This is a genomic window from Haloferax marinisediminis (genome assembly GCF_009674585.1).
Taxonomy (GTDB): Archaea; Halobacteriota; Halobacteria; order Halobacteriales; family Haloferacaceae; genus Haloferax; species Haloferax marinisediminis.
In genome coordinates this window covers 1930551-1952516 of the sequence record NZ_WKJP01000001.1, presented here as the reverse complement: position 1 = coordinate 1952516, position 21966 = coordinate 1930551, and the positions used below count along the sequence as shown (strand labels likewise).

23 protein-coding genes are annotated in these 21966 nt (G+C 62.2%); 7 read left to right on the top strand and 16 right to left on the bottom strand.

Annotated elements, in window-relative coordinates:
* Window positions 1-22 precede the first annotated feature (22 nt).
* Together GJR98_RS10145 and GJR98_RS10140 are read right to left on the bottom strand one after the other, a co-directional pair.
* Window positions 23-745, bottom strand: a complete 723-nt coding sequence (locus GJR98_RS10145) for a nucleotide exchange factor GrpE (protein WP_151137971.1) — start codon at window positions 743-745, stop codon at window positions 23-25.
* 92 nt (window positions 746-837) lie between these two features.
* On the bottom strand, window positions 838-1584 hold the full coding sequence (locus GJR98_RS10140) for a proteasome assembly chaperone family protein (protein WP_151137968.1): 747 nt from the start codon (window positions 1582-1584) through the stop codon (window positions 838-840).
* Window positions 1585-1739: 155 nt separating this feature from the next.
* Here GJR98_RS10140 and GJR98_RS10135 point away from each other — a divergent pair, with 155 nt between their 5' ends.
* Together GJR98_RS10135 and GJR98_RS10130 are read left to right on the top strand one after the other, a co-directional pair.
* Window positions 1740-2681 carry an RsmB/NOP family class I SAM-dependent RNA methyltransferase gene (locus GJR98_RS10135; RefSeq protein WP_151137966.1) on the top strand — a complete coding sequence of 314 codons (942 nt, stop codon included), beginning with the start codon at window positions 1740-1742 and terminating at the stop codon, window positions 2679-2681.
* Window positions 2678-3214 (top strand): DUF7122 family protein, encoded by a 537-nt coding sequence (locus GJR98_RS10130; RefSeq protein ID WP_151137963.1) that lies wholly within the window; start codon window positions 2678-2680, stop codon window positions 3212-3214. Before GJR98_RS10135 ends, GJR98_RS10130 begins: the two co-directional genes overlap by 4 nt.
* 3 nt (window positions 3215-3217) lie before the next feature.
* On the opposite strand, the gene GJR98_RS10125 is transcribed toward GJR98_RS10130, so the two are convergent.
* Window positions 3218-4729, bottom strand: a complete 1512-nt coding sequence (locus GJR98_RS10125; protein WP_151137959.1) for a DUF790 family protein — start codon at window positions 4727-4729, stop codon at window positions 3218-3220.
* A 102-nt stretch (window positions 4730-4831) separates the two neighbouring features.
* Between GJR98_RS10125 and GJR98_RS10120 the strand changes: the two genes are divergently transcribed.
* Window positions 4832-5224: a transcriptional initiation protein Tat gene (locus GJR98_RS10120; RefSeq protein ID WP_151139426.1), complete on the top strand. Its 393-nt coding sequence runs from the start codon at window positions 4832-4834 to the stop codon at window positions 5222-5224.
* Between the two features lie 12 nt (window positions 5225-5236).
* Here the strand turns inward: GJR98_RS10120 and GJR98_RS10115 are convergent, their stop codons facing one another.
* A complete protein-coding gene (locus GJR98_RS10115; protein ID WP_151139425.1) occupies window positions 5237-6592 on the bottom strand; it encodes a DEAD/DEAH box helicase family protein in 1356 nt (451 codons plus the stop codon).
* A 119-nt stretch (window positions 6593-6711) separates the two neighbouring features.
* On the opposite strand from GJR98_RS10115, the gene GJR98_RS17490 reads away from it, so the two are divergent.
* Entirely contained in the window at window positions 6712-6861 is a 150-nt protein-coding gene (locus GJR98_RS17490) for a hypothetical protein (RefSeq protein ID WP_191965447.1), read from the top strand.
* A gap of 17 nt (window positions 6862-6878) precedes the next feature.
* Here the strand turns inward: GJR98_RS17490 and GJR98_RS10110 are convergent, their stop codons facing one another.
* From GJR98_RS10110 to GJR98_RS10100, 3 genes are read right to left on the bottom strand one after another with little or no spacing between them, the layout of a single operon-like run.
* Entirely contained in the window at window positions 6879-7667 is a 789-nt protein-coding gene (locus GJR98_RS10110; protein ID WP_151137957.1) for an ABC transporter ATP-binding protein, read from the bottom strand.
* Window positions 7664-8527, bottom strand: coding sequence for an ABC transporter permease (locus tag GJR98_RS10105; RefSeq protein WP_151137954.1), 864 nt, complete (start codon window positions 8525-8527; stop codon window positions 7664-7666). Before GJR98_RS10105 ends, GJR98_RS10110 begins: the two co-directional genes overlap by 4 nt.
* Window positions 8524-9570: an ABC transporter substrate-binding protein gene (locus GJR98_RS10100; RefSeq protein WP_151139424.1), complete on the bottom strand. Its 1047-nt coding sequence runs from the start codon at window positions 9568-9570 to the stop codon at window positions 8524-8526. Before GJR98_RS10100 ends, GJR98_RS10105 begins: the two co-directional genes overlap by 4 nt.
* Window positions 9571-9826: 256 nt before the next feature.
* Here GJR98_RS10100 and GJR98_RS10095 point away from each other — a divergent pair, with 256 nt between their 5' ends.
* Together GJR98_RS10095 and GJR98_RS10090 are read left to right on the top strand one after the other, a co-directional pair.
* Window positions 9827-10948, top strand: a complete 1122-nt coding sequence (locus GJR98_RS10095; protein ID WP_151137951.1) for a pyridoxal phosphate-dependent aminotransferase — start codon at window positions 9827-9829, stop codon at window positions 10946-10948.
* Window positions 10949-11077: 129 nt separating this feature from the next.
* A complete protein-coding gene (locus tag GJR98_RS10090; protein WP_151137949.1) occupies window positions 11078-12640 on the top strand; it encodes a Na+/H+ antiporter NhaC family protein in 1563 nt (520 codons plus the stop codon).
* A 115-nt stretch (window positions 12641-12755) separates the two neighbouring features.
* Here GJR98_RS10090 and GJR98_RS10085 read toward each other — a convergent pair whose 3' ends face one another.
* From GJR98_RS10085 to GJR98_RS10055, 7 genes are all read right to left on the bottom strand, one after another.
* Window positions 12756-13523 (bottom strand): Lrp/AsnC family transcriptional regulator, encoded by a 768-nt coding sequence (locus GJR98_RS10085; RefSeq protein ID WP_151137946.1) that lies wholly within the window; start codon window positions 13521-13523, stop codon window positions 12756-12758.
* A 153-nt stretch (window positions 13524-13676) separates the two neighbouring features.
* Entirely contained in the window at window positions 13677-14090 is a 414-nt protein-coding gene (locus GJR98_RS10080; protein ID WP_151137943.1) for a DUF5367 family protein, read from the bottom strand.
* 95 nt (window positions 14091-14185) lie between these two features.
* Window positions 14186-15187, bottom strand: a complete 1002-nt coding sequence (locus GJR98_RS10075) for a CapA family protein (protein WP_151137940.1) — start codon at window positions 15185-15187, stop codon at window positions 14186-14188.
* Window positions 15188-15341: 154 nt separating this feature from the next.
* Window positions 15342-16838: an amidase gene (locus tag GJR98_RS10070; RefSeq protein ID WP_151137938.1), complete on the bottom strand. Its 1497-nt coding sequence runs from the start codon at window positions 16836-16838 to the stop codon at window positions 15342-15344.
* Window positions 16839-17172: 334 nt separating this feature from the next.
* Window positions 17173-18348, bottom strand: coding sequence for a redox-regulated ATPase YchF (locus tag GJR98_RS10065; protein WP_151137936.1), 1176 nt, complete (start codon window positions 18346-18348; stop codon window positions 17173-17175).
* Window positions 18349-18427: 79 nt separating this feature from the next.
* On the bottom strand, window positions 18428-19300 hold the full coding sequence (locus GJR98_RS10060; RefSeq protein ID WP_151137933.1) for a DUF4349 domain-containing protein: 873 nt from the start codon (window positions 19298-19300) through the stop codon (window positions 18428-18430).
* 92 nt (window positions 19301-19392) lie between these two features.
* Window positions 19393-20244 carry a polymer-forming cytoskeletal protein gene (locus GJR98_RS10055; RefSeq protein ID WP_151137931.1) on the bottom strand — a complete coding sequence of 284 codons (852 nt, stop codon included), beginning with the start codon at window positions 20242-20244 and terminating at the stop codon, window positions 19393-19395.
* A gap of 122 nt (window positions 20245-20366) precedes the next feature.
* Here GJR98_RS10055 and GJR98_RS10050 point away from each other — a divergent pair, with 122 nt between their 5' ends.
* Entirely contained in the window at window positions 20367-20570 is a 204-nt protein-coding gene (locus GJR98_RS10050) for a DUF5800 family protein (protein WP_151137928.1), read from the top strand.
* 38 nt (window positions 20571-20608) lie between these two features.
* On the opposite strand, the gene GJR98_RS17820 is transcribed toward GJR98_RS10050, so the two are convergent.
* Together GJR98_RS17820 and GJR98_RS10045 are read right to left on the bottom strand one after the other, a co-directional pair.
* Window positions 20609-20734: a hypothetical protein gene (locus tag GJR98_RS17820; RefSeq protein WP_255518417.1), complete on the bottom strand. Its 126-nt coding sequence runs from the start codon at window positions 20732-20734 to the stop codon at window positions 20609-20611.
* Window positions 20735-20812: 78 nt separating this feature from the next.
* Window positions 20813-21949 carry a DUF3179 domain-containing protein gene (locus GJR98_RS10045; protein ID WP_151137925.1) on the bottom strand — a complete coding sequence of 379 codons (1137 nt, stop codon included), beginning with the start codon at window positions 21947-21949 and terminating at the stop codon, window positions 20813-20815.
* Window positions 21950-21966: the final 17 nt, after the last annotated feature.

Below are 21966 nucleotides of genomic sequence, written 5' to 3'. Positions count from 1 at the left end.
ATTCGAGGAGCGTACTGGGGAACTACTCGTCTTTACTGACGGTGACCTGCGCCGCGCGAATGACCTTGTCTGCCATCTCGTATCCGGGTTGGAACACGCTGGCGATGGTGTCGACGGGTTGGTCGCTGTCGACGCGCATCATTACTTCGTGACGGGTCGGGTCGACGTCAGTTCCCGGTTCGGGGTCGATGACTTCGACGTTCTCGTCTTCGAGGATGCGGTCGAACTCCTTGAGCGTCGATTCGAGGCCGTCGCGGATGTCGGCGTCCTCGTCTTGGTCCAGCGCGCGGACGAGGTTGTCTCGGACCGTCACGACGCGTTCGACGAAGTCCTCGGTCGCGCGGTCTTTGATCTGGTCTTGGCGCTTCTTGGCTCGCTTCTTGTAGTTCTGGAAGTCGGCTTGCGTCCGCTTCAGGCGTTGTTCGAGTTCGGACGCGGTCTCTGCAGCCTCGTCGCGCTCGGCTTCGAGGTCGGAAACGCGTGCTTCGAGTGCTGCAACTTCGGCTGCGAGTTCGTCGTCGAACTCGGCTACGCGGTCAGCAACGGAAACTGAATCGTCCGCAGGAGACGCTTCGGCAGCGTCAGCGGCGTCGTCTTCGGATGCGTCGGCAGCCGACTCGTCCGGTTCGGACTCGACATCGACTACCTCCGCGTCTTCGAAGCCCGACGCGTCGGCGTCAGCGGCCGTCTCGGTGTCACCTTCTGCAGTTGGTTCCGTAACCGACTCGGCAGGGTCGTCGCTCATGGGCGGGAAAAGTGCCTGATATGGCTTAAGAGTGTAGACTGGCGTCGGGCCGAAACATTCTCACTGTTGGGGTGAGTTGCAGTCCGCGACACCTACTGGTACATACCGAGCGGCTGTGCTTGTGTACTCTCCTCTTCGCCATGTTGCATCTGCTTGGCCAACTGTTCTTTCGCCTGCCGAATCTCGGCCGCGCTGTCGACGAGGTCGTCGACCGGAACCTCGATACCGGTCAACGGTTCGATTCCGTGTTTGATGATGACTCGGGCCGCCTCTGGGTCGGGGAACTGCGGGTCGGATTCGACGATGAGTCCGAACGCAGGCCGTCCAGACTGGACTGCGTGACTCAGCATGGCGCCCGTCGGCCCCGAGACGAGGCCGGTCTCGGTCGGGAGACCGATTTCCGCGGATTCCAGTCGGTCGAGGACGCCGTCAGAACCCACGCCGTACAGTGCAGGGACGTCTGCGGTCTTCTCCCGTGCGATTCCAGAGAGGTATATCGGCGTCACGTCGAGTTGCTCGAACCACGTCTCCAGACACGTCGCGAGTTCGGTCGCCGAGTCAGGTCGAATCGGGATGTCGCTCTGGAGGACGAGTAAGTCGTGCTCGGCGTCGGCGTAGAGTCGGACTGGCGGGTGAATCGTCGGTTTACCCTCCATGTACACCGCCACCTTCGGGACACCCCCGCAGTAGACGTCACCGTAGTGAGTCATGTCGAACACCTCGACGAGGTGGTCGGCCGCAATCTTCCCCACGAGTCCAACACCCGGAAGTCCCTCGACGAGCGTCGGAGAGTCCAACTGGTCGGTGAGTTCCTCGGCGAGGACGCGTATTTGTGCCATATGTGAACATGAATCCCCACGCGAGGTAAATGCGACGGGGGTGTGCGCCCGGCTGAAATCGGCCGGTCGAACGGGGCCAGTTCGAACAGTCGGTCGAGAACACGGCGCTCGCTCACTCCGAAACCGACAAACGCGCCCCCACGGAATCGACTGGTATGAACCCGCTCCAGCGGTACGCGCCACTCGTGGACGACGAGGAGGCATTCTTCGAGGCCTGTGAGCGGCCACTCCCGTCTGTCGTCCGCGTCAACACCATCAAAACGACGGTGGAGCGTGCCCGCGAGGCACTCGACGACGAGGGCGTTGCGTACGAACAGACAGACTGGCACCCTGGCATCCTGAAGCTCGAAGATAGCACTGCAGGGACGAACTGGCCGTACTTCCACGGCTGGCTCCACGGGCAAGAGGAAGTCTCTGCCCTCCCGGCTATCGCGCTCGACCCACAACCGGGCGAACGCATCTGGGATACCTGCGCAGCGCCCGGGTCGAAGACCACCCAGATTGCAGCGATGATGAACGACGAAGGCGTCCTCGTCGGCAACGACAACAACCTCGGGCGTCTCTCAGCGCTCCGCCACAACGCCGAACGACTCGGCGTAACCAATCTGGTCGTGACCAATCAGGACGCGCGGAACTTCTCGATGAAACCGTTCGGCGAGCAGACGCCCGAGAAACCGGGCGCGTTCGACCAGTTCGACCGCGTCCTCGTCGACGCACCGTGTTCGTGTGAGGGCACCTGTCGAAAGAACCCGGACGTGCTCGACGAGTGGACGATGAACCACGTCCACAGCGTCGCAGGCGTCCAGAAAGGCATCCTCCGACGTGCCGTGCAGGTGACGAAACCCGGCGGGACAGTCGTCTACTCCACGTGTACGTTCGCGCCCGAAGAGAACGAAGCAATCCTCGACTTCGTGCTCGAACGCGAAGACTGTGAAGTCGTCGAGTGGGACGTCCCCGACGAGTTCGAAACGTCGCCGGGCGTCACCGAGTGGGAAGGTGACGAGTACGACCCCTCGGTCGCCAAGGCCCGTCGCGTCTACCCGCACCAGAACGACACGGGCGGGTTCTTCACCGCGAAACTGGAGGTGAAGACATGAGAGACGAGACCGCCGAAGACGAAAACTGGGGTCAGCAGTTCGACCGGCTCCCAGAGACCCCCGAAGACCGCGTCGTCGAAGGCCGCCCCTCTCGGGAAGAAGTCGTCGACTGGTGGGTCGAGCGCTTCGGCCTCGACCCCGAGACCTTCGAGAACTACACCTTCTGGGAGAAGGGCGCAGGGAAGATTTGGGCGTTCCCCGCCGAGATGGTCGACCCCATTCAGGTCGAAGGGCTCGGAATGCGCATCCTCCGAACGCGACAGCGACACTGGAAACCTTCGACCAACGCCGTCCAGCGGTTCTGTCGCGGCGCGACGAAGAACGTCATCGAACTCAGTCCGGGCGAAGCGAAGGCGTTCGTCGCCGGGCACGACCAGCAACTCGACCGATGGGAGGGAGACTGGGGCTACCTCGTCGCCGCCCACGAACTCGCCGGCGAACTCGAACCCCTCGGCGTCGGTCTCTACCTCCACGGCGAGCTCCGCTCGACGGTCCCGAAGGGCCGACAAGAAGACCTCGTCAAACTGGACTGAATCCTACGTCTCGTCTTTCTTTCGAACCGTTCCGCCGGTCAACCCCTCCCACTCGACTCGGTAGCCGAGACGTGAGAGCAGCGCGCTCGCATCGTCGAGACCCCACTCGTCGAGGGCGGTTTCCGCCTCGGAAAGCGACATCCCGGGTTCGACCGACGCAGCGACCGAGTCGAGAACGTGCGGCCGAACGAGTGTCCGCCCGACGAGTTCGTGGTCGGGGAACGCGACGTCTTCGAGAGCATCGAGAGCGACGCCACGGGCGGCCGCGAGGTCCGCGAGTGATACCACGTCGTCGTCGGGGACGAGTTCGTCCGGTAGCGACGACGTGGCGTCTGCGACGAGTGCAGATTCGTACTCCCGAAGCACGTCTACCACGTCTTTTACGCGCACAGACCCAGTGTACGGAATCGCCCGATGGTCGCGCGCCTCGATGTCTTCGCTGACGCCGAGCGATTCGTCGACAGCGACGAGCATGTCGACCTCTTCGACGTCGTCGAGTTGTCGCAGTTTCTTGTCGACGTAGTTGGGCGTCCAGAAGCCCATAATTTCGAAGAAGACGCGGAACTCACCGAACTTGTAGTCGAACGCGAAGTCGGGAATCATGACGCTCGTTCCGGTCTCCAGCGGTTCGGGTTCACGGACCAACTCCCAGTCGAGGTCGAGGCCACGGAATCGGGCGGCGAAGTCCGCTTCCACGTCGCTGTCGAATCCGGGTTCTGCCATCGGTTCGACACCCGGAACGGAGACGTCGTCGCTCGTGAGTCGCATCTCTCGCTTACGGCCCCGGTCGTCGATGGTCGCGGTCAGGGACCACTCACCAGCGGTTGCGACTGACCGGAGCAGGCGGGCGAACGACGTCCCGTAGCGGCGCGTCCGCTGAAACAGTGCGTCTGGGCCAGTGACGACGACTTCACGCCCACGGTCAGTCTTCTGAATCTCGTACATGAGTCGCAACCGTTTGACTGCAGAGACCAGCGCTTTCGGGTCGGAACTGCGGACGCGAACTTCGGTCGCATCGAAAAGGCAGGTCTGTGCGAGCGATAGATTGTACTGGGCGAGCAACTCGTCAGGTGTCCACCGTGGGTCGAACTCGACGAGTACCTGTTCGACGTCACGGTCGGCAGTGAGCGACGAATCCACGGCCTCGGGCGTGGACCCGAGCGACGTCGCCGCCGCTTCGAGCGCCGCGTCGCGTTCCTCGGGTGTCGTGACGCCACCGACAGCCATCGCCGCCTCGAACGCGGCACGGCGGGCGCGAACCGGTGGGAGCGGTGCGTCGGTCTCGAACACTGCCTCGCGGTCGAGAAGCGACGCGAACCCTCTGGCGAGTTTGAAATCGTCGGCCTCCGATTCGAGCGCCGCGAGCGCCTCGTCGAGACTGTCTCTCGACGCTCCGACGTGACGCTGGAAGACACCAATCGTCTTCGCGGCGAGTGGCCGGTCCCCTCTGTCGGCGAACTGTGGATGATAGCCACCGCCCGCCCGCGACACGCGAAGCAGGTCCTTCGTCAGCACTATCGACACGAGGAGAGCGTGGGACAAAAGCACCTCGGGCGGTCGGTCCGGGCCGTCGGTGCGGACGGCAAGGTTCTTTGCATCCGCGGCGGACGCCAGCGTATGGAGCGACGTCGCCTCCTTGGACTGGTCGCACTCGGTCTCTCGTCGGGCTGTCTCGGCGCACTCCCGAACGCCACGGGGCCGCGAAACCCACCAGAGGCGCCCGCCGGCGAACCACGGAACACACCGGAGGTTCCACCGGTTCGTATCTCGGATTTCGACTTCGAATCGACCGACGACGGACGACTTCGCGTCTTCGGTGAGGTCGTCAACGACGCCGGCTCAGAGCGAGTGGCGACGGTCAGAGTTCGAATCGTCGTCGGCGGAAGCGAGTCGATTCGAGACGCCGACGTGACGGTTCCATCGGGTGAAACGGCCTCCTTCAGCGTCGAATTCGACGCGCAGTACGGCGACTTCGCCAAGAACGGCGAGTTAGACGTCTCTCTCGTCTAACGTCGGCCCGACTCACCGTCGTCTCTCGGCGACGCGTTCTTCTGCCGTCTCGACGCTCACGAGTTCGTAGAGCAGCGCCGTCGAACCGTCGGCTTTCGGGCGAAGGATGCGTCCGAGTCGCTGGGTGAACTCACGTTCAGACCCCGACCCGGAGAGGAGGATACCGACGTTCGCGTCGGGCACGTCCACACCTTCGTCGAGGACGTTGGCCGCGACGACAGTGTCGTAGGTGCCGTCGCGGAATCGGGTGAGAATCTCTCTGCGCTCTTTCGTGCCCGTCTCGCTGGTGATTGGCGGAACGAGAAACCGCCGTGCGATGCGGTAGACGAGGTCCGTCGAGGCAGTGAAGATGATGACTCGGTCGTCTCGGTGCCGGGCGAGTAGGCGGGCCAGTTTGTCCACCTTCGCGTCGGAGTTCATCATCACGTCGCGGGCGCGTTGCTTGGCAAGGAGGGCCTCTCGCGCACGCGGGTCGGTCCCCGAACGCATCACGAGTTTCTGGTAGTCGCTTCCGGACTGCATCGAGAGGCCCGAGGTCCGCAGGTAGTTCACGAACGTCTCCTGTGCCTCGTCGTACGTCCCGCGCTCCTCGGCGGTGAGTTCGACTTCGATTCGGCGAACCTCGTAGTCGGCGAGGTGGTCGCCCGCCAAGTCGTCGACGGCGAGTTCGTAGACTCGTGGGCCGACGAGTTCGGCAACCTGTTCGTGGGCGTCGTCGGGGCGTTCGAACGTCGCGGTGAGGCCGAGTCGGGCGGGTGCCGTGAGGAATCGCGGGATGTCCTGATAGCCCGCGCCGCCGAGGTGATGAACTTCGTCGAAGACGACGAGTCCGAAATCGCCACCCACGTCGTCGGCGCGGAGATACGCCGAGTCGTAGGTCGAGACGGTGAGAGCCTCCTGTCGCTGTTCACCGCCGCCGAACCGACCGACTGGAACGTCGAATTCGGTTTCGAGTTCGCGAATCCACTGGTCCTGTAAGTCGATGGTCGGAACCACGACGAGCGTCGGCACTGAGTGGGCGACCATCGCCGCGACGGCGATGACCGTCTTTCCCGCGCCCGTCGGGAGTTCGATGACACCGCGACTGTCGCCGTCGAGCCACGCATCGAGGGCCGCTCGTTGGTACTCGCGGAGGTCGTAGGTGGTCGTAAGCGCGAGACCAGAGTGGGTCGTGGCCGCGACTCGGTCGTCGTAGTTGAGACCGGCCGCGTCGAGGGCGTCTCGAATCGCGGCGTACTGCATCGCCGGCGCGCGATAGCCGCCGCTTCTCGGGTCGGCTTCGACGCTCGACAGGTCGGCGAGCGCGGCACCGACGTCTGGGTCGCCGTCGACGTGAACGGTTCCGTCCTCGAAGCGGAGGGTCGTCACTACCGGCGCGTTGGCGAGGCGTGGTGATAAATCGACGGTCCGAACGCGGGTGTTCGTGGTCGTCGCTTCGTCGCTCGCGTGCCGAAGGTTCAAATCAGATGGCGGGGCAACGGACGTGTATGAGCGACGAACTGGACGACGCCGTAGCACAGTTCCTGAGCGACTACAACAGCGCGATGTCGGAGTACGAGAATGGCTACGTCGACGCCGACGCGACGCTGTCGGTCATCGATTCACACGTCGAGGAGTTACGAGAGGCGCGGGAGTGAGCCCCGAGTAGGGACCGTTACTCCCCAATCAGTCCGCGAATCCGCTCGACGTACTCGGCGAACACTGGGTCGGTTCGCTCGCGTGGGCGGTCGATATCGACACTCACGATTTCGCGGACGCGGCCGGGATTCGCGGCCATGACGACCACGCGGTCGGCGAGCGTGACTGCCTCCTCCACGTCGTGGGTGACGAAGAGGACGGTCTTGTCCGTCTCGGCCCAGATGTCGAGGAGTTCCTCGTGGAGCATGTCACGGGTCTGGGCGTCGACTGCGCCGAACGGTTCGTCCATGAGGAGCAGTTCGGGGTCGACGGCGAGGGCGCGAGCGATGCCGACGCGCTGTTTCATCCCGCCGGAGAGTTCCTTCGGGTAGGCGTCGGTGAACCCGTCGAGGCCGACCAGTCGGAGCATCTCGTCGACACGGGCAGCGCGTGTCGGCCCGTCGACGCCCTGTTCTTCGAGGCCGAAGGCGACGTTCTCGGCGACGGTCCGCCACGGGAACAGGCCGTACTCTTGGAAGACCATTCCGCGGTCGGTTCCGGGGCCGGTGACGGGTTCACCGTCGAGCGTGACCTGCCCAACTGTTGCCTCTTCGAGGCCGGCGATGACGCGAAACAGCGTCGTCTTGCCACACCCCGACGGGCCGACGATGCAGACGAACTCGCCTTCGTCGACGGTGAAGTTCACGTCCGAGAGCGCCTCGACGGTCCGGCGGTCGGATTCGTACGTCTTGCCGAGCGATTCGACGGCGACAGTGGTCTCCTTGGCCGGTTCGTCGGTCGTCTGCTGGGATAGGTTACTACTCATGCTCTCCACTCCAGAACCCGCCGTTCGACCCGGCGGAAGAGGCCGTCACTCACGAGGAAGACGAGACTGATGACGAGCATGTAGGCGACGGAGACGTCCATCGCGAGGTTCTGTGCCGTGTTGAGAATCTCGTAGCCGACGCCGACGCCGACGATGAGTTCGGCCGCGACCACGATCATCCAACACTGGCCGATGCTCGTCCGGATGCCGGTCATGATAGAGGGACTGGCGGCGGGAAGGACTACCTTCCGAATCATGGTCAGGTCGTCGTCGACGCCGAGCGTCGCGGCGACTTCCTTGAGGTCGTTCGAGACGCCTTCGACACCGCCGTAGGCGCTGTAGAAGTTGATCCAGAACGACCCGATGGCGACGATGAACGTCGCGCCCCGGTGGTTGACGCCGAGCCAGATGACGGCGAAGCCAATCCACGCCAGTGGGGGAATCGGGCGAAGGATGCGCGTGACGGGCGTAAAGACGCTGTCGACCCGGTCGTTCCATCCCATGGCGACGCCGGCAGTGATACCGAGCGTCGTCCCGATGAGGAGTCCCGGAATGTAGTGATAGAGACTCTGGACGAGTTTCGCGAGGAGGCGCGTCGCGGGGAGTTCGACACCGGTGAATGGAACACCCAGCGTCTCTGGCGTGGTGAGTTCGGTGACGAACGCCGCCGACACTTCGACCGGTGATGGGAGGAGGTACGTCGGTTGGAACGACGCAGCGACGTACCAGATAGCGAGGAAGCCAACGAAGCCAGCGGCGGCGAGGCCCGTCTGTTCCGAAGAGAACGCTGCGAGTCGGTCGAGCAGTCGCTCGTCGGTGTCCGAGAGGGCGACGTTCGCGCCGACTTCGTCGTTGCTCATAGTGAGTCGTAGATGCCGTAGTCGAACAGTTCGTCGACGGTCAACTGTGCCTCGGTCTTGCCGAGCGTCTGCGCGTAGTCGGCGAAAATCTTCGCTCCGCCCTCGATGTCGTGAGGGTTCGTGATGAAGTCCGACGCCGGGGAGTCGAGCGCCGTGCGGGCCGTCTCGACCGGCAGCGCGCTCTCACCAATGACCGTGCTCGCGTGCTCAGCGGCTTTCTGCGGGTTGTCGGCGACGAACTGCGTCGCTTTTTGGTGCAGTTGGACGAACTCGGACGCAATCTCGCGGTTCTCCTCGCGGAGTCGGTCGTGCATGAGGGTGACCGCCGCAGGTTGACCGGGCATGAAGTCGCCGGCCCACGCGATCGACTGGAAGGGTGCGTCGTTGGCGTCGATGACCGTCGGCACGGGTTCCATGATGCTCGTCCCGTCGATTTTGTTCGAGAGGAGCGCTTGCTGGACCGCGGCGGCGCCGCCGAGTCCTTTGATGTTCACGTCTTCTTCGGGGTCGAGACCGAGCGTGTTCTGCACCCAGTAGCGGAGCAGGATGTCCGGGACCGACCCCGGTGGGAAGGTACCGAAGGTGAATTTGCGGCCCTTCTCTTCCTCGAACTTGGCGAACGCCTCTTTGCCGTGTTCGTCCCACATCGCCGCGAACTCGTCGGTCGCGAGAATCTCCATCGCGTTCTTGATGTTCGCCGCGGTAATCTTCGCGGGAATTCCCTTGTCGACGACGATCATCGCCGGGACGATGCCGAACATCATCACGTCGAAGTCGCCTTTCGCCGAAGCCTGGACGATGCTCGGCCCGTCGGAGAACTTCTTTCCCGACACGGGGACGGAGAGTTCGTCGAACATCCCCTCTTCCTGCATGACGAAGTACTGCATGTCGGGGTAGATGGGCATGTAGGCGACGTTCAGTTCGTCGAGGCTACTCCCACCCGACCCGCCGAGACAGCCTGCAAACCCGGCGGTCGCGGCGAGACCGGTCGTCTGCAGGAATCGTCTACGGGTCGTCGAAGTCGGTCGTGGTGCCTCTGTCATTGCCACCATTACGAATTACACCTTTATTCAGCAAACGCACGCGGTAATGATGGACGCGGCGTCGGTTACCCGAAAAGACCCTGTAGACGTGCCGTACCCCCGTCCGACTACCCATAACTAGCAAATTCGAGGAATTGGCCTCTCACAGATACCGGAACAAATCTCCGGTACCAACCCCAAAACCCGTCGAATGGACGACGAGTTCGGCCGACTGTGCGTGGGAAGAACTATCCCGAATGCCGACGCCGGGTAGAACATGACACACTTCTCCGACCGGGTGGAGCGAATCTCCATCAGCGGTATTCGCAAAGTGTTCGAAGCGGCGGGCGAGGACGCAATCAACCTCGGACTGGGGCAACCAGACTTCCCCGCGCCCGAGCACGCTCGGCAGGCGGCTATCGAAGCGATTCAGTCGGGAGAGGCCGATGGCTACACCGGGAACAAAGGCCTCCAGAGCCTCCGTGAAGCAATCGCCGAGAAGCACCACCGCGATCAGGGCATCGACCTCGACCCGGACGACGTCATCGCCACCGCCGGCGGGAGTGAGGCGCTTCACATCGCCATCGAGGCACACGTCAACCAGGGCGACGAAGTCATCATCCCCGACCCGGGCTTCGTCTCGTACGACGCGCTGACGAAACTCGCAGGCGGAGAGCCCGTCCCTGTGCCGCTCCGCGACGACCTGACACTCGACCCCGCCGCCGTCGAGGAAGCCATCACCGAAGACACCGCGGCGTTCGTCGTGAACAGCCCCGGCAACCCGACGGGGGCCGTCTCGCCGCCGGAAGACATCGAGGAGTTCGCCCGCATCGCCGACGAACACGACGTGCTCTGTATCTCTGACGAGGTGTACGAGTACACGGTCTTCGAAGGCGAACACCGTTCGCCAATCGAGTTCGCCGAGACGGACAACGTCGTCGTCGTCAACTCGGCGTCCAAACTCTTCTCGATGACTGGGTGGCGTCTCGGGTGGGTTTACGGGTCGTCCCGACGGGTCGAACGGATGGTCCGTGTCCACCAGTACGTGCAGGCGTGTGCCTCTGCACCCGCGCAGTTCGCCGCCGAAGCGGCGCTCACTGGTCCACAAGACCGCATCGAAGAGATGACAGAGACGTTCCGCGAGCGCCGTGACCTCGTCGTCGAGGGCCTCGAAGATATCGGCCTGCACGTCCCGACGCCGAAAGGTGCCTTCTACGCCATGCCGGAAGTCCCCGAAGGCTTCGTGGACGAGTGTATCGACCGCGGCGTCATCATCGTCCCCGGCGAGGCGTTCGGTGAGAACGGAGAGGGGTACGCCCGACTCTCCTACGCGACAGACACCGAGTCACTCCGCGAAGCAATCGACATCATGGGCGACGCGTACGACGCGGTCATCTGAGGCAACATCCGACCTTCGTCTGTCGATTCGAGGCTCGGACTACGACAACTCACCACATTTCGTTCGTCTTATTTGCTCGATACTGAGTGAAAACTGTTAAATTCCCGAGTCAGTGATGAAACGTTTGTCATGCCTGCAGAGACGCACGGAGTGATAAGTCTCCTGCCAGCGCTCTTCGCCATCGTGCTGACGTTGGTGAGTCGGCAGGTGCTCTTGTCACTGTTCACTGGAATTTGGATTGGCGCGACCATTCTGGTTGGGTGGAACCCCATCGGTGGGGCCGCGTACTCGCTCCAGTTGGTCATCGACAACATCACCGCCTCCTTCAACAGCAAACTGCTGTTGTTCACGTTCCTCTCGGGGGCGATGCTCGGGATGATTTTCCTCTCGGGCGGGATGAACGCGCTCGCACAGCGCATCATCTCTCGGATTAAAACACGAAAGCAGGCCGAACTCGGGACGGGCATCCTCGGGATGCTCATCTTCGTCGACTCGTACGCGAGTACGATGATTACGGGGTCGGTGATGCGCCCAATCACCGACAAGTTCGACATCAGTCGGGAGAAACTCGCGTACCTCCTCGACTCCACCACCTCGCCGGTCGTGAGCGTCGCCGTCGTCTCGACGTGGGTCGGATTCGAAGTCGGCCTCATCAAAGAGCAGTTCACCGCGCTCGGTATCGACCAGAGCGCGTTCGTCGTCTTCCTCCAGAGCATCCCCTTCCGCTTTTACAGTCTGCTCGCGGTGGTGCTCGTGTTCATCCTCGTCGGGATGGGTTGGAACTTCGGCCCGATGAAGCGTGCCGAGCGTCGTGCAAAAGAGGAAGGGAAGGTCCTCGGCGACGACGCCGACCCCCTCATCGAGACGCGTGAAGAGGACATCGTCACGCCAGACCACGTCGATTCGCGCTGGTGGTACTTCGCCGCACCCATCGTCGCACTCGTCGCCGTGACTGGGTTCGGACTCCTCTACTCCGGCGGATGGCCCACGAAGGCCCCCGTCGAAGCGCTGAAAGGCGCGGCGACTGCCGACTCCATCCTCTGGGGTGTCTTCTCGGCGTGTGCGCTGTTGCTCGCCATCCTCGTGGGCCACGCTCGCGTCGAACTCGAAGACATCAGTGACTCCATCTTCGAGGGATTCAAGATGGTCATGTTCCCCGTCGCCGTCCTCTCGTTGGCGTGGACCATCGGGTCGGTCAGTGAGGCACTCGGCGTCGGTCCCTACGTCGTCAGCATCGCAGAGGGAATCATCACGCCGGAACTCCTTCCGGCAGTCGTCTTCCTCGCCGCAGCGATTATCTCGTTCTCCATCGGCACGTCGTGGGGGACGATGGGAATCATGTTCCCCGTCGCAGTCCCACTCGCCTTCAACCTCGGCGCACCACTCCCGGGCGCGATTGGGGCCATCCTCACCGGTTCGCTGTTCGGTGACCACTGTTCGCCCATCAGCGACACGACGGTCCTGTCGTCGATGTTCGCCGGGTCAGACCACGTCGACCACGTGAACACGCAGATTCCGTACGCAGTCCTGTGCGGAGCGGTCGCGACGGTCCTGTTCCTCGCGAGTGGATACGGTGTCAGCGCGATTCCACTGCTCGCGGTCGGTGTCGTCGGCCTCTTCGTCGCCGCGTACTACCTGTCTGAACACGCAGACGTGAGCGTCCCGACGGCGTTCGGGTCGTCGTCTGACTGAACCACTACCTCCCGTCGGGTGGGAGGACCTCGGGTTCTCATTTTTCGCAAAACGGCACCTGAGAGAGAGTTCTGGTGACGACCGTCAACTGAACAGCAGACGAGACCCTGCCGACTCAGTCGTCGGTCGACGCCGATTCGTCGGGCGACGAAAAGAGTTGAATCGTGTCTTCGCCGACCCCCCGTCGTGAGAGCAGGGTGACGACGTCGTCCGGTTCGATAGCCGTCCTGCCGCGAGGGGTGAGTACGTCGTCGTCACGTTCGATAGAGACGACAAGCACATCGTCGTCGAGTAAGTCGTCGTCGCCCACCTCTCCAAGCGTCTTGCCCACGATGGAGGCGTCTCCTGCGACGACGAGTTCGACGACTTCAGACCCGCCGGCGAGACTCACGACGTCTGCCAGTGAACCGAATCCGGGTCGCTCGTTCGGTCCGAAGGGGCTGTACGGTTCGAACGACTCTCGGCGGACGAGGTTCTCGTCTTCGATTTCGAGGCCGAGATTCGACAGTTCACGGCCGATTCGCGTCACGTCGTTCATGTCCGCACCGACTGCGAGGACGTGGAGGTTGCCCCGGCCAGAGAGCAGTTCACGGATGTTGACGACACCCGATATCTCACGGACGAGTTTGGAGAGTCGCTCCCGCTCGGGAACCGGTGCCGTGCAGACGAAGAGGTTCGTAAATCGATGACCAGTCTGTTCGAAATCGACGTTGGCGTGGTAGCCGGTGATGACACCGTACTCTTCGAGCTGGCGGATACGGTTGCGTATCGTCCCCGGAGAGACACTCACCTCGTCGGCAATCATCGGTGCAGAGGTGCCGCGGGCATCGGACATCAGCGCGTGGAGGATGAGCCTGTCAATCTCGTCAAGGCGGTGACCCATACTCGTTCGTCTACGGGGGGGTAAAACAGGTTTCCCGTTTCAGTTTGCCGTCCTTCGATTACTGGCCGTCTTTCACCGGCCACCGTTCACTGGTCCGCCCTCCCTCTGCTACTTTTTCTCTATCAGTCCGAGAAGAGAGCAGCGTTCGATGGGTCACCGAGAGAGGAAGCCTGCGATGAGTACCGTCGCGTACGCCAAGAGCAAGAGACCGCCAAAGAGACCGGCAGACGCGAGACTCATGTTCGGGTAGACGACCGAGAACAACGCCGTCGAAACTGCGTCGACGAGCATCCCGGGGACGACGAGGAGCACTGCGGCCTCGCGTCGCTTCACGCCAGTGAGTCCTCGCCAGCGAAAGATACCGACTGCGAGCGCCCACATCAGGGGGATAGTCACGACGAAGACAACACTCACGACGAGTGGATTCGTCGGGTCCAACACGAGTTGGCCGACGATGCGAAAGACGAGACCCGCAACGAGAGCGATAGCGAGTCCGACGCCGAGGAGGACCCGTGTCTCGGACATGGAGAGTTGTGTCCGTGCGACGACTTGTGAGCCAGTTGCCATACACAGTCGTACGCGCACCAGCAGTATCAGCGTTCCCGCCGTCACGTACTGTCAGCGTCTCCCACCGTGACCTCACTCGTCACACCACGGCGTCGCTACGAATCCACCCGAACGACGAGCGCCTCGTCTTCGACCTCGAACTGCGTCTCGAACTGAGACGACCGCGTTCGCATCTGGTCTCGACACCACGACGCCACCGTCGGGAAGGCGCTGTAGACTGCACAGTCGGCGATTTCCGTCGGAATCATTCGAAGGGAACGAACGCGTCCCGACGACGTCACCTCGACTTCGAAGAGGAAACTCCGGTCGTTTCGAAGCACGGGGTCGACCGCGTAGTCGTCGACGAAGTCACCAGTGTCGTAGAGAATCAGCGAGTCGTCGTACAGTTCGACTCCCTGAAACACGTGCGCGCTGTGGCCGTGGAAGATATCGACGCCCTGTTCGACCACCCAGTGTGCAAACCTGCGGAACGACCTCGGTGGATACTCGCGCATGTTCGGGCCCCAGTGTACCGACGCGACGAGCAGGTCCGGGTCGCCTGCTCGGGCACGCTCGAGTGCAGTCCCGACTCGCTCCAGACACGCCTCGTCGTCCGGGTCGATTTCGACGTAGGCAGTTCCCGGTGAGTCCGTGTCGGCGGCGAACTCCGGCGTGTTGTCGGTGAACGCGACGAGTCCGACGTCGAGGCCTGCGACGGAGACGTGACTCGGTTCCCACGCCAGGTCCTCGGTTCGGCCTGCACCGGCATACGGAATCTCCGCCGATTCGAGCGTCGAGAACGTGTCTTCGAGCGCGTCTTCCCCGAAGTCGAGGACGTGATTGTTAGCCAGCGTGGCCCACGTGACGCCGACATCCTGCAGTGCTGGAACTGCCCAGTCCGGGTCAGCGCGGAAGTGGAAGGGATGATGTGTGAGTGTCCACTGCCGGCCTCGCGTCGAGAGACAGCACTCCAGATTGATGAAGAGGCCATCGAGTGCAGCGAGATGGTCTCGCATCGACCCCCACACCGCATCCGACGAGCGATGCTCCTGTCGCTCGTTCACGAGACGGCCGAGCATCACGTCCCCCGTGAATCCGATTCTGACGGTCTCAGTCATCGTGACCACCTCCTTCTTCCAACTGGTGTTCCACCCCACACCATGTGTTACAAAACGTGCCCGAGTATCGTCAACGCTTGTCACGAGTTCTGAAACGACACCCCGTCAGGGGTTGGGGTGAAGTGGTCGCTTCACCACGCTCCGTAGAGAGCGGTTACTCGTCGAGTGGTGGCGCAGTCGTTGGTGGGACACGTGGGTCAGCAACCTGCTCGAACGCATACGCGAGTGACAGCACGGTCGTCTCTCGATATGGCTTGCCGATGAGTTCGACACCGACCGGGTGGCCATCGTCAGTGAGTCCCGTGGGAACGGAGACTGCACAGAGCCCGGCCTGTGAGGCGAGGATGGTGTTCGTTGGGAACGTTAGCGTGTCGAGTTCGCCTGCCTCGATTGCCTCGGCAGTCGGTGGAATGACCTGCACGTCGGGGCACAGAAGGATGTCGAGGTCGTGAGCGGCATACACGTTCAACACCGTCCGTTGGAACTGCAACTGGGCGGCAACGCTCTTCCAGTAGTCAGGGTCTTCGGTCGGGTCTTCTGGACCCTCTTCGGCGATGCCGATGAGGAGGTCGAGAATCTCGTGATACTGCCCGGATTCGTACAGTTCTGCGACAGAGTCGACAGGAGCGTCATCACGGGCTGCGAAGAACTCGTTCAAGTCGCGCTTGGACTGGAGGATGTAGAGTGACGTATTTTCTAAGTGGGTGTCGAGGTCTGGGACTTCGACAGGGTCGACTATCTCAGCACCTGCATCAGCCATCGTCTCGATGGCCTCGTTGACTTTCCGAGTAACTGGACCGCTCTCCGGGTCGTCTTCGTCACCGAACGCATCGCGGAGGACACCGATTCTCGCACCCGAAAGGGCGTCCGCGTCGAGTGAATCAACGTAGTGGCCAGCGTCTTCGGTGAGTTCGTTCACCGCCGTGTACTCGTCTTCGGCGTCGTATCCGACGGTGACGTCGAGGATTTGTGCTAACTCCTTTGCTGTGCGTGCCATCGGCCCCGGGGTGTCCTGTGACACGACGAGTGGAGACATGCCATTCCGACTGAGAAGTCCGGGTGTCACACGGAGGCCGAAGAGGTTGTTGTACGCAGCAGGGAGGCGAATCGAGCCGCCGGTATCTTCACCGATGCCGACGGTCCCGAGGTTCGCCGCTACTGCTGCTCCCGTCCCACTCGACGAACCACCGGGGTCACGAGCGAGGTCGTAGGGGTTCTTCGTCCGCCCAATAATCGAAGAGTACCCGAACCACGAGGTCGCCCAATCCGGCAAGTTCGTCTTCGCGAGGATGACGGCCCCGGCAGCCTCGAGTTTCGTGATGAGCGTCGCGTTCGCGGTGGGGTGGTAGTCTGCAAAAGCTTCAGACCCGAACGTCGTCCTGATATCGGCTGTTTCGACCTGGTCTTTGACGACGATTGGAATGCCATGTAGGGGGCCGACGAATCCGTCTTCGTCGAACGCAGCATCGAGTTCGTCGGCGCGTGCTGTCGCGTTCGGATTGACCGTGATGATCGAGTTGAGTTCGGGGCCGTTCGTGTCGTATGCGTCGATTCGTTCGAGATAGCTCTCGACGAGTTCACGGCAGGTGAGTTCGTCACTCTCGTACGCCGTGTGGACGTCGTCTATCGTTTTTTCTGTCACGTCAAACATATTTTACCGTACATAGTCCATTTTGTGAGATTATATAATAGCTCGTATAAAGTGAATATTTGATGACTGTGTTTGGCGACAAAATTAACACTTCACAAGAGAATTTGCGATAGTCTTCAACGATTACCAAAACGAAAACATCGGTGTCGGCCCCGTATGCCTCACCCTGCGCGAGAGGAACTCAGTTTCGGGAATTTGCTCTCGAGCGGGAAGCTACCCGCAGAGTAATCGCCCATTTCTATATAGCAACGTACAGTTTATATGCCGCACTGCAGACAAGGTACTGACCATCTGAGAGCAACACAACTGCAACAAAAATACACTCAGCTGACAGCTATTTGGCCGTCGAGACGATTTTGATGACGTCGCCCTCTTCGAGTTCGTGGTCTTCGGCGATGCGACGTTTCGACTTGGCATCGACGGCGTGCAGGTAGCCATCACCGATGTCGGAGTGAACAGCGTAGGCGAGGTCACGCGGCGTCGACCCTCGTGGGAGGAGGAAGGCGTCGGGGAGGACGTTCCCCGTCCCGTCGGTCCACTTCGACTCGTTTTGGACCGGGTAGACGGTGATGTGGTCGAGTACGTCGTAGACGGCGGTGTCGATTGCAGTCTGGGTGCCGGTCCCGTCGTGTTCTGCCATCAGGCCTCGAATCCGTTCGAGTCCCTTCTCTTGGGGGCCGCTCACGTCGCCGACGAGGTCGAAGTCGTCGTCGCCCGGATGGTAATCGATGATGCCTGCCTCTCGCGCCCGTCGAAGAGCGAGTTCGCCGTCGGCCGTCGCCGCGATGACGGGTTTTCCCGTCTCGGCGAGCCGTTCGAGATTCTCTTCCGGTGCGATGTCGACTTTGTTGGCGACGAGGACGATGGGTTTCGTCCGGCGGCGAATCGCCCGCGCGAGGACGACGCGGTCCTCGTCGGTCCACTCGCGTGGGTTCGGCGGGTAGTCGAGTTCTCGCAGGACTGCGGCGATGTCGTACTCACTCGCACCGACGCCAGTCAAGAGGTCCGCGAGGGCGTCGTCGAGGTCGAAATCCGGAGAGCGAGACTTTCGAACCACCGACTCCCAGTTGCGGTGGACGATGCCTGCCAACCACTGTTCGAGCTCTTCTTCGATGAAATCGACCTCTTCGACCGGGTCGAACGTCCCGACTTCGACGGGTTCACCCTCGGCGTTCGTGCCACCAGAGGCGTCGACGACGTTGACGATGACGTCTGCGTTCGTGAGTTCGTCGAGGAACTGATTGCCGAGGCCGCGACCTTCGTGGGCACCCGGGACGAGACCCGCAACGTCCACGAGTTCGACCGGGACGTACCGAATCCCGTCTTCACAGTTGCCACAGCGTTCGTCGCGGTCCAGACAGGGACATCGCGTTCGCGCGTGCGAGACACCGCGGTTGGCGTCGATAGTGGTAAACGGATAGTTCGCCACGTCCACCTCCGCGAGCGTCGAGGCAGTGTAGAACGTCGACTTGCCGGCGTTCGGTTTGCCGGCGAGTGCGAGTGAAAGCATGCGTGGACGAACGTCGTGGAGGCGGAAAAACGCTCGCCGTGAGTGGATGACAGAAAACCGAGCGCGGCCAGCGAGGAAACTACGTCAATCGCCTGTACGCCGCTCTCCCTGCGACGAATACACCACCGCCGAGGAGCGACAGGAGACCGCCGAAGACGACGATGTACGGCAGTGCGAAGGCGAACGCGACGACGACTGCGCGGAGCGCGACGAACGCACCGTTGACCGACTCGGAGAACGCTTCGAGGACGGGCGTGTCGTACCACTGAACCGGGCCCGGCGGCCGCTCAGACAGCGAGATTCGAACCGTCGAGAGCGCGACGCGGTTTTCGAGCGACGCTTGCTGTGCTTCGAGTCGCTCGATTTCCGTCTGTACCTCGGTGAGACGCCGTTCGACGGCGAGCACGTCGTCGGTTGTGTTCGCGTTCTCGTAGAGGGTGCGGAGTCGGTCACGCTGCACACGGAGATTGTCCAGTCGCGCTTCGATGTCGACCAACTGGTCGGTCACGTCTTGTGAGTTCGTCTCGACGCGTTCGACTTCACCGAGCGTCTCCGTCTCGTCGATGAATGCCTCGAAGTTGTCCGAGGGGACGCGCACGACGAGGTACCCAGAGCGATAGGTGCCACCGCTTCGGCGATTCACCTGCTCGTTCGAGTCGCTGACGTACCCGCCGTAGGACTCGGCCGCCGATTCGACGGCGTCACGAGAGGTGTTGAACTGCTCGACGGTCAGACTGACGTAGCCGTTCTTGATGACTGCGCGCTGTTGGACCTGTGGAATGTCGTCGTCGCTGGCGCTCCCCGGTTCGACTTCCATGCCTCCCGAGGCGTCGGCCGTGAGGCTGACACTCTCACCGCCGTCAGCACCGCCGCCACCGACGTTTGCGCCGCCGGTACACCCAGCGAGGGCCACGAGGAGGGCGACAGCAAGAAGTTTCAGTCGTTTGTCCATACACGACAGTCTCCTCGTCGTGGGTTAATCGTTGGGTAGACACAAACAGCGACTGTTCTTATCGCCCGAGAGGGGACTCGTCTGGCGGTCGGTTATTCGACGTCTCGTGAGATGTTGTCGCGGTGGATGCGCATCTCGCCACGGGCGCGCATCGTCCCGTCGACCAGCGCACCCTGTTCGAGCAGGAGGTCCTTACAGGAGACGTCGCCGAGGACGCGCGCACCCTCTTCGATGACGACTTCACCGTTTCGCGTGGTGACGTCGCCGTGGATGCGTGTTCCCGAGCCGACGACGATGTCTTCGCGGGCGCGAAGGCTCCCGAAGACGTTGTTGTCATCGCCGAGTTCGATAGACCGCGCACGGATGTTGCCGTGGATGCGGCACGCAGACCCAATCTCCGCTGGTGTGGAGACGCGCCACGCGTCGTCGGAGACGGTCGCGTTCCGGGGAATCACGAGCGGGTCGCTCGCCGAGTCTCCCTGTAGCGTCTGGGCGAGTTCGTCCGCCGCTTCGTCTTCGCCCAGTCGGAGGAGTTGTGAGAGGACGATGAAGTAGAAGACGAGCGTCGGGACCGGGTTGCGGATGACGATCCATCCGTTCGCCTCGAATCCCTCTTCGATGTCCACGTCGTCGCCGATGTCGAGGTCACCCGAGACCATGAGTCGACCAGCGATGTGGACGCGCTCGCCGAGGTAGGCGTCCTCGCCGACGAGGACGTTTCCAGCGACGTCGTCCAGCATGTCGAGTCGGCAGTCGCCTTCCGCCTCGATATCGCCGCCGAAGGTGACGCGCTCTCCGGCTAATACGTTCCGCCCGCGAACCCCGAACTCGATAGTGCTCTGTCCACCGACGACGACGTCGCCGTCGGTCACGAGGTCGTGTTCTTCGACCGTCGTTTCATCAGGTATTTCGAGCGCTTCGAGCGGGTCCGAACCCAGTGACACGCTCCGAACCAACACGCGGTCCATAATAAACCGTCCGCAAGACAACCGTCTGACGCGACGCTGTCGCTCGATTTCGCATCCGACAACGTGCGTTTAAATACGTGCAGAGAGCAAGAACTGATATGACGATTCTCTCTTTCGACGACGACGGCGTAGACGTGGTCTACGAGGGCACGGAGTTCCGTCTCGAAAAGAAACTCATCGAGGAGGCAGTCGGCAAAGCCTATCCCGACATCACTGACCACGAGGTGCTGAAAATCGTCGAAAAGCGCCCCTCGCTCTCTGGCGAACCGCGTCGCGTCCGCGACATCCTGAACTCGGCGTAGTCGGTTCTACTGCATCTGCTTCTCCAACAGACCACCGTCTACTGAGTCTCGACTGCGGTGGCACCACCGCCGAAGACGTACCCGAGAACGAACAGTGGAATCCCGGGGACGAGCGTTCCGACGAGGAGGAGGGCAACGACGAAAATGCGGGTCCGAGGAGACACTGTCGCACTGAGGTGATGCACAGCGGTATAAGTCTCTTGTCACACAGTCTCACCCCTCGAAGTGTCTCTCGTGCGGGTCTATTCTCCGTAAATCTCCGTCCCCGGGTTGAAATCCGCCCACGCGAACCAGAACATCGGAGAGCGGTCGTTGGCACGAGTCAGGACGGTTCCGTCGTGCGGGCCATCGAGGGCACGCCCAGTGACGATATCCCACCGTGACCCGTCGGCGACGAGGACGTCACCGTCACGCTCGAACTCGACGACCGTTCCCTCGATTTCACGAACGTACGCGACGAGCGTCCCATCGTCAGTCGCGGCGACGACGACCGGAAGGTCGGCAACCTGGTCGTTGACGACCCCGGCTTTCGAAACCGGGTCGAACGGATACGCACGGGCGACGCCACCGGCAGTGACGCCGATGACCGACGTTTTGGGGTGCATGCGCTCGTCGACTTCGTCGTTGAATCCGATACCAATCGACCGAGATTGTTGATAACTCGTGTACGGATTGACTGCGTACTGGCGGGTCTGTCGGCCGCGAATCGTGCCGGATACTGGTGGTGGAACGAGGACTTCGGTGTCCGGGTGTGAGGCCTTCCACTCACCCCACGTGGAGATGGTCGCTGGAAGGAGCGAGAGCGTGTCGCCAGTCAGTTCGCCCCGAATCGCAGTGGCGAGCACCTGACTCCACAGTGAGTTGGTTCGGTCGTCGTACATCACGAGGTCGGACATCCAGAGGAAGCCGGAGACGCCGAAGTACGTGGGTTCTCCCTGGACGAGTCTGTCCGCGACGACGGCGCTTCCGCAGAGCGGACAGTAGGTGACGACCACGGGTCGGCCGTCGAACGTGTCGTTGACGATTTCGTGCCAGTTCAAGATGGCGAGCGGGTACGCCCGTGCGATTCCGTCCAGTTCGACGCCGACGACCTCGAAGGAGTCTTCGAGTTCGACGTTCACCTCGTCGAATCCGGCCCAGTCGTCCGAGAAGACAGGAGCGGTGATAGCCGGGATGGCGTCTTTTGGTGCTCCACGGCGGAGTTCGTCTTCGGGAATCGGTAAGTCGAACGGACCGGAACGAGGTGTGCCAGTTCCGCCGGGAGCGCTCCCACCACCATCGGTCGCGTCACCGTCGCCTGCGACTGGTGGGTCACTTCCGAGACACCCTGCGAGCGTAGACGTGATACCGAGTGCAGCGAGGAACCGTCGGCGATTCATACTCACTGTTCGTTCGA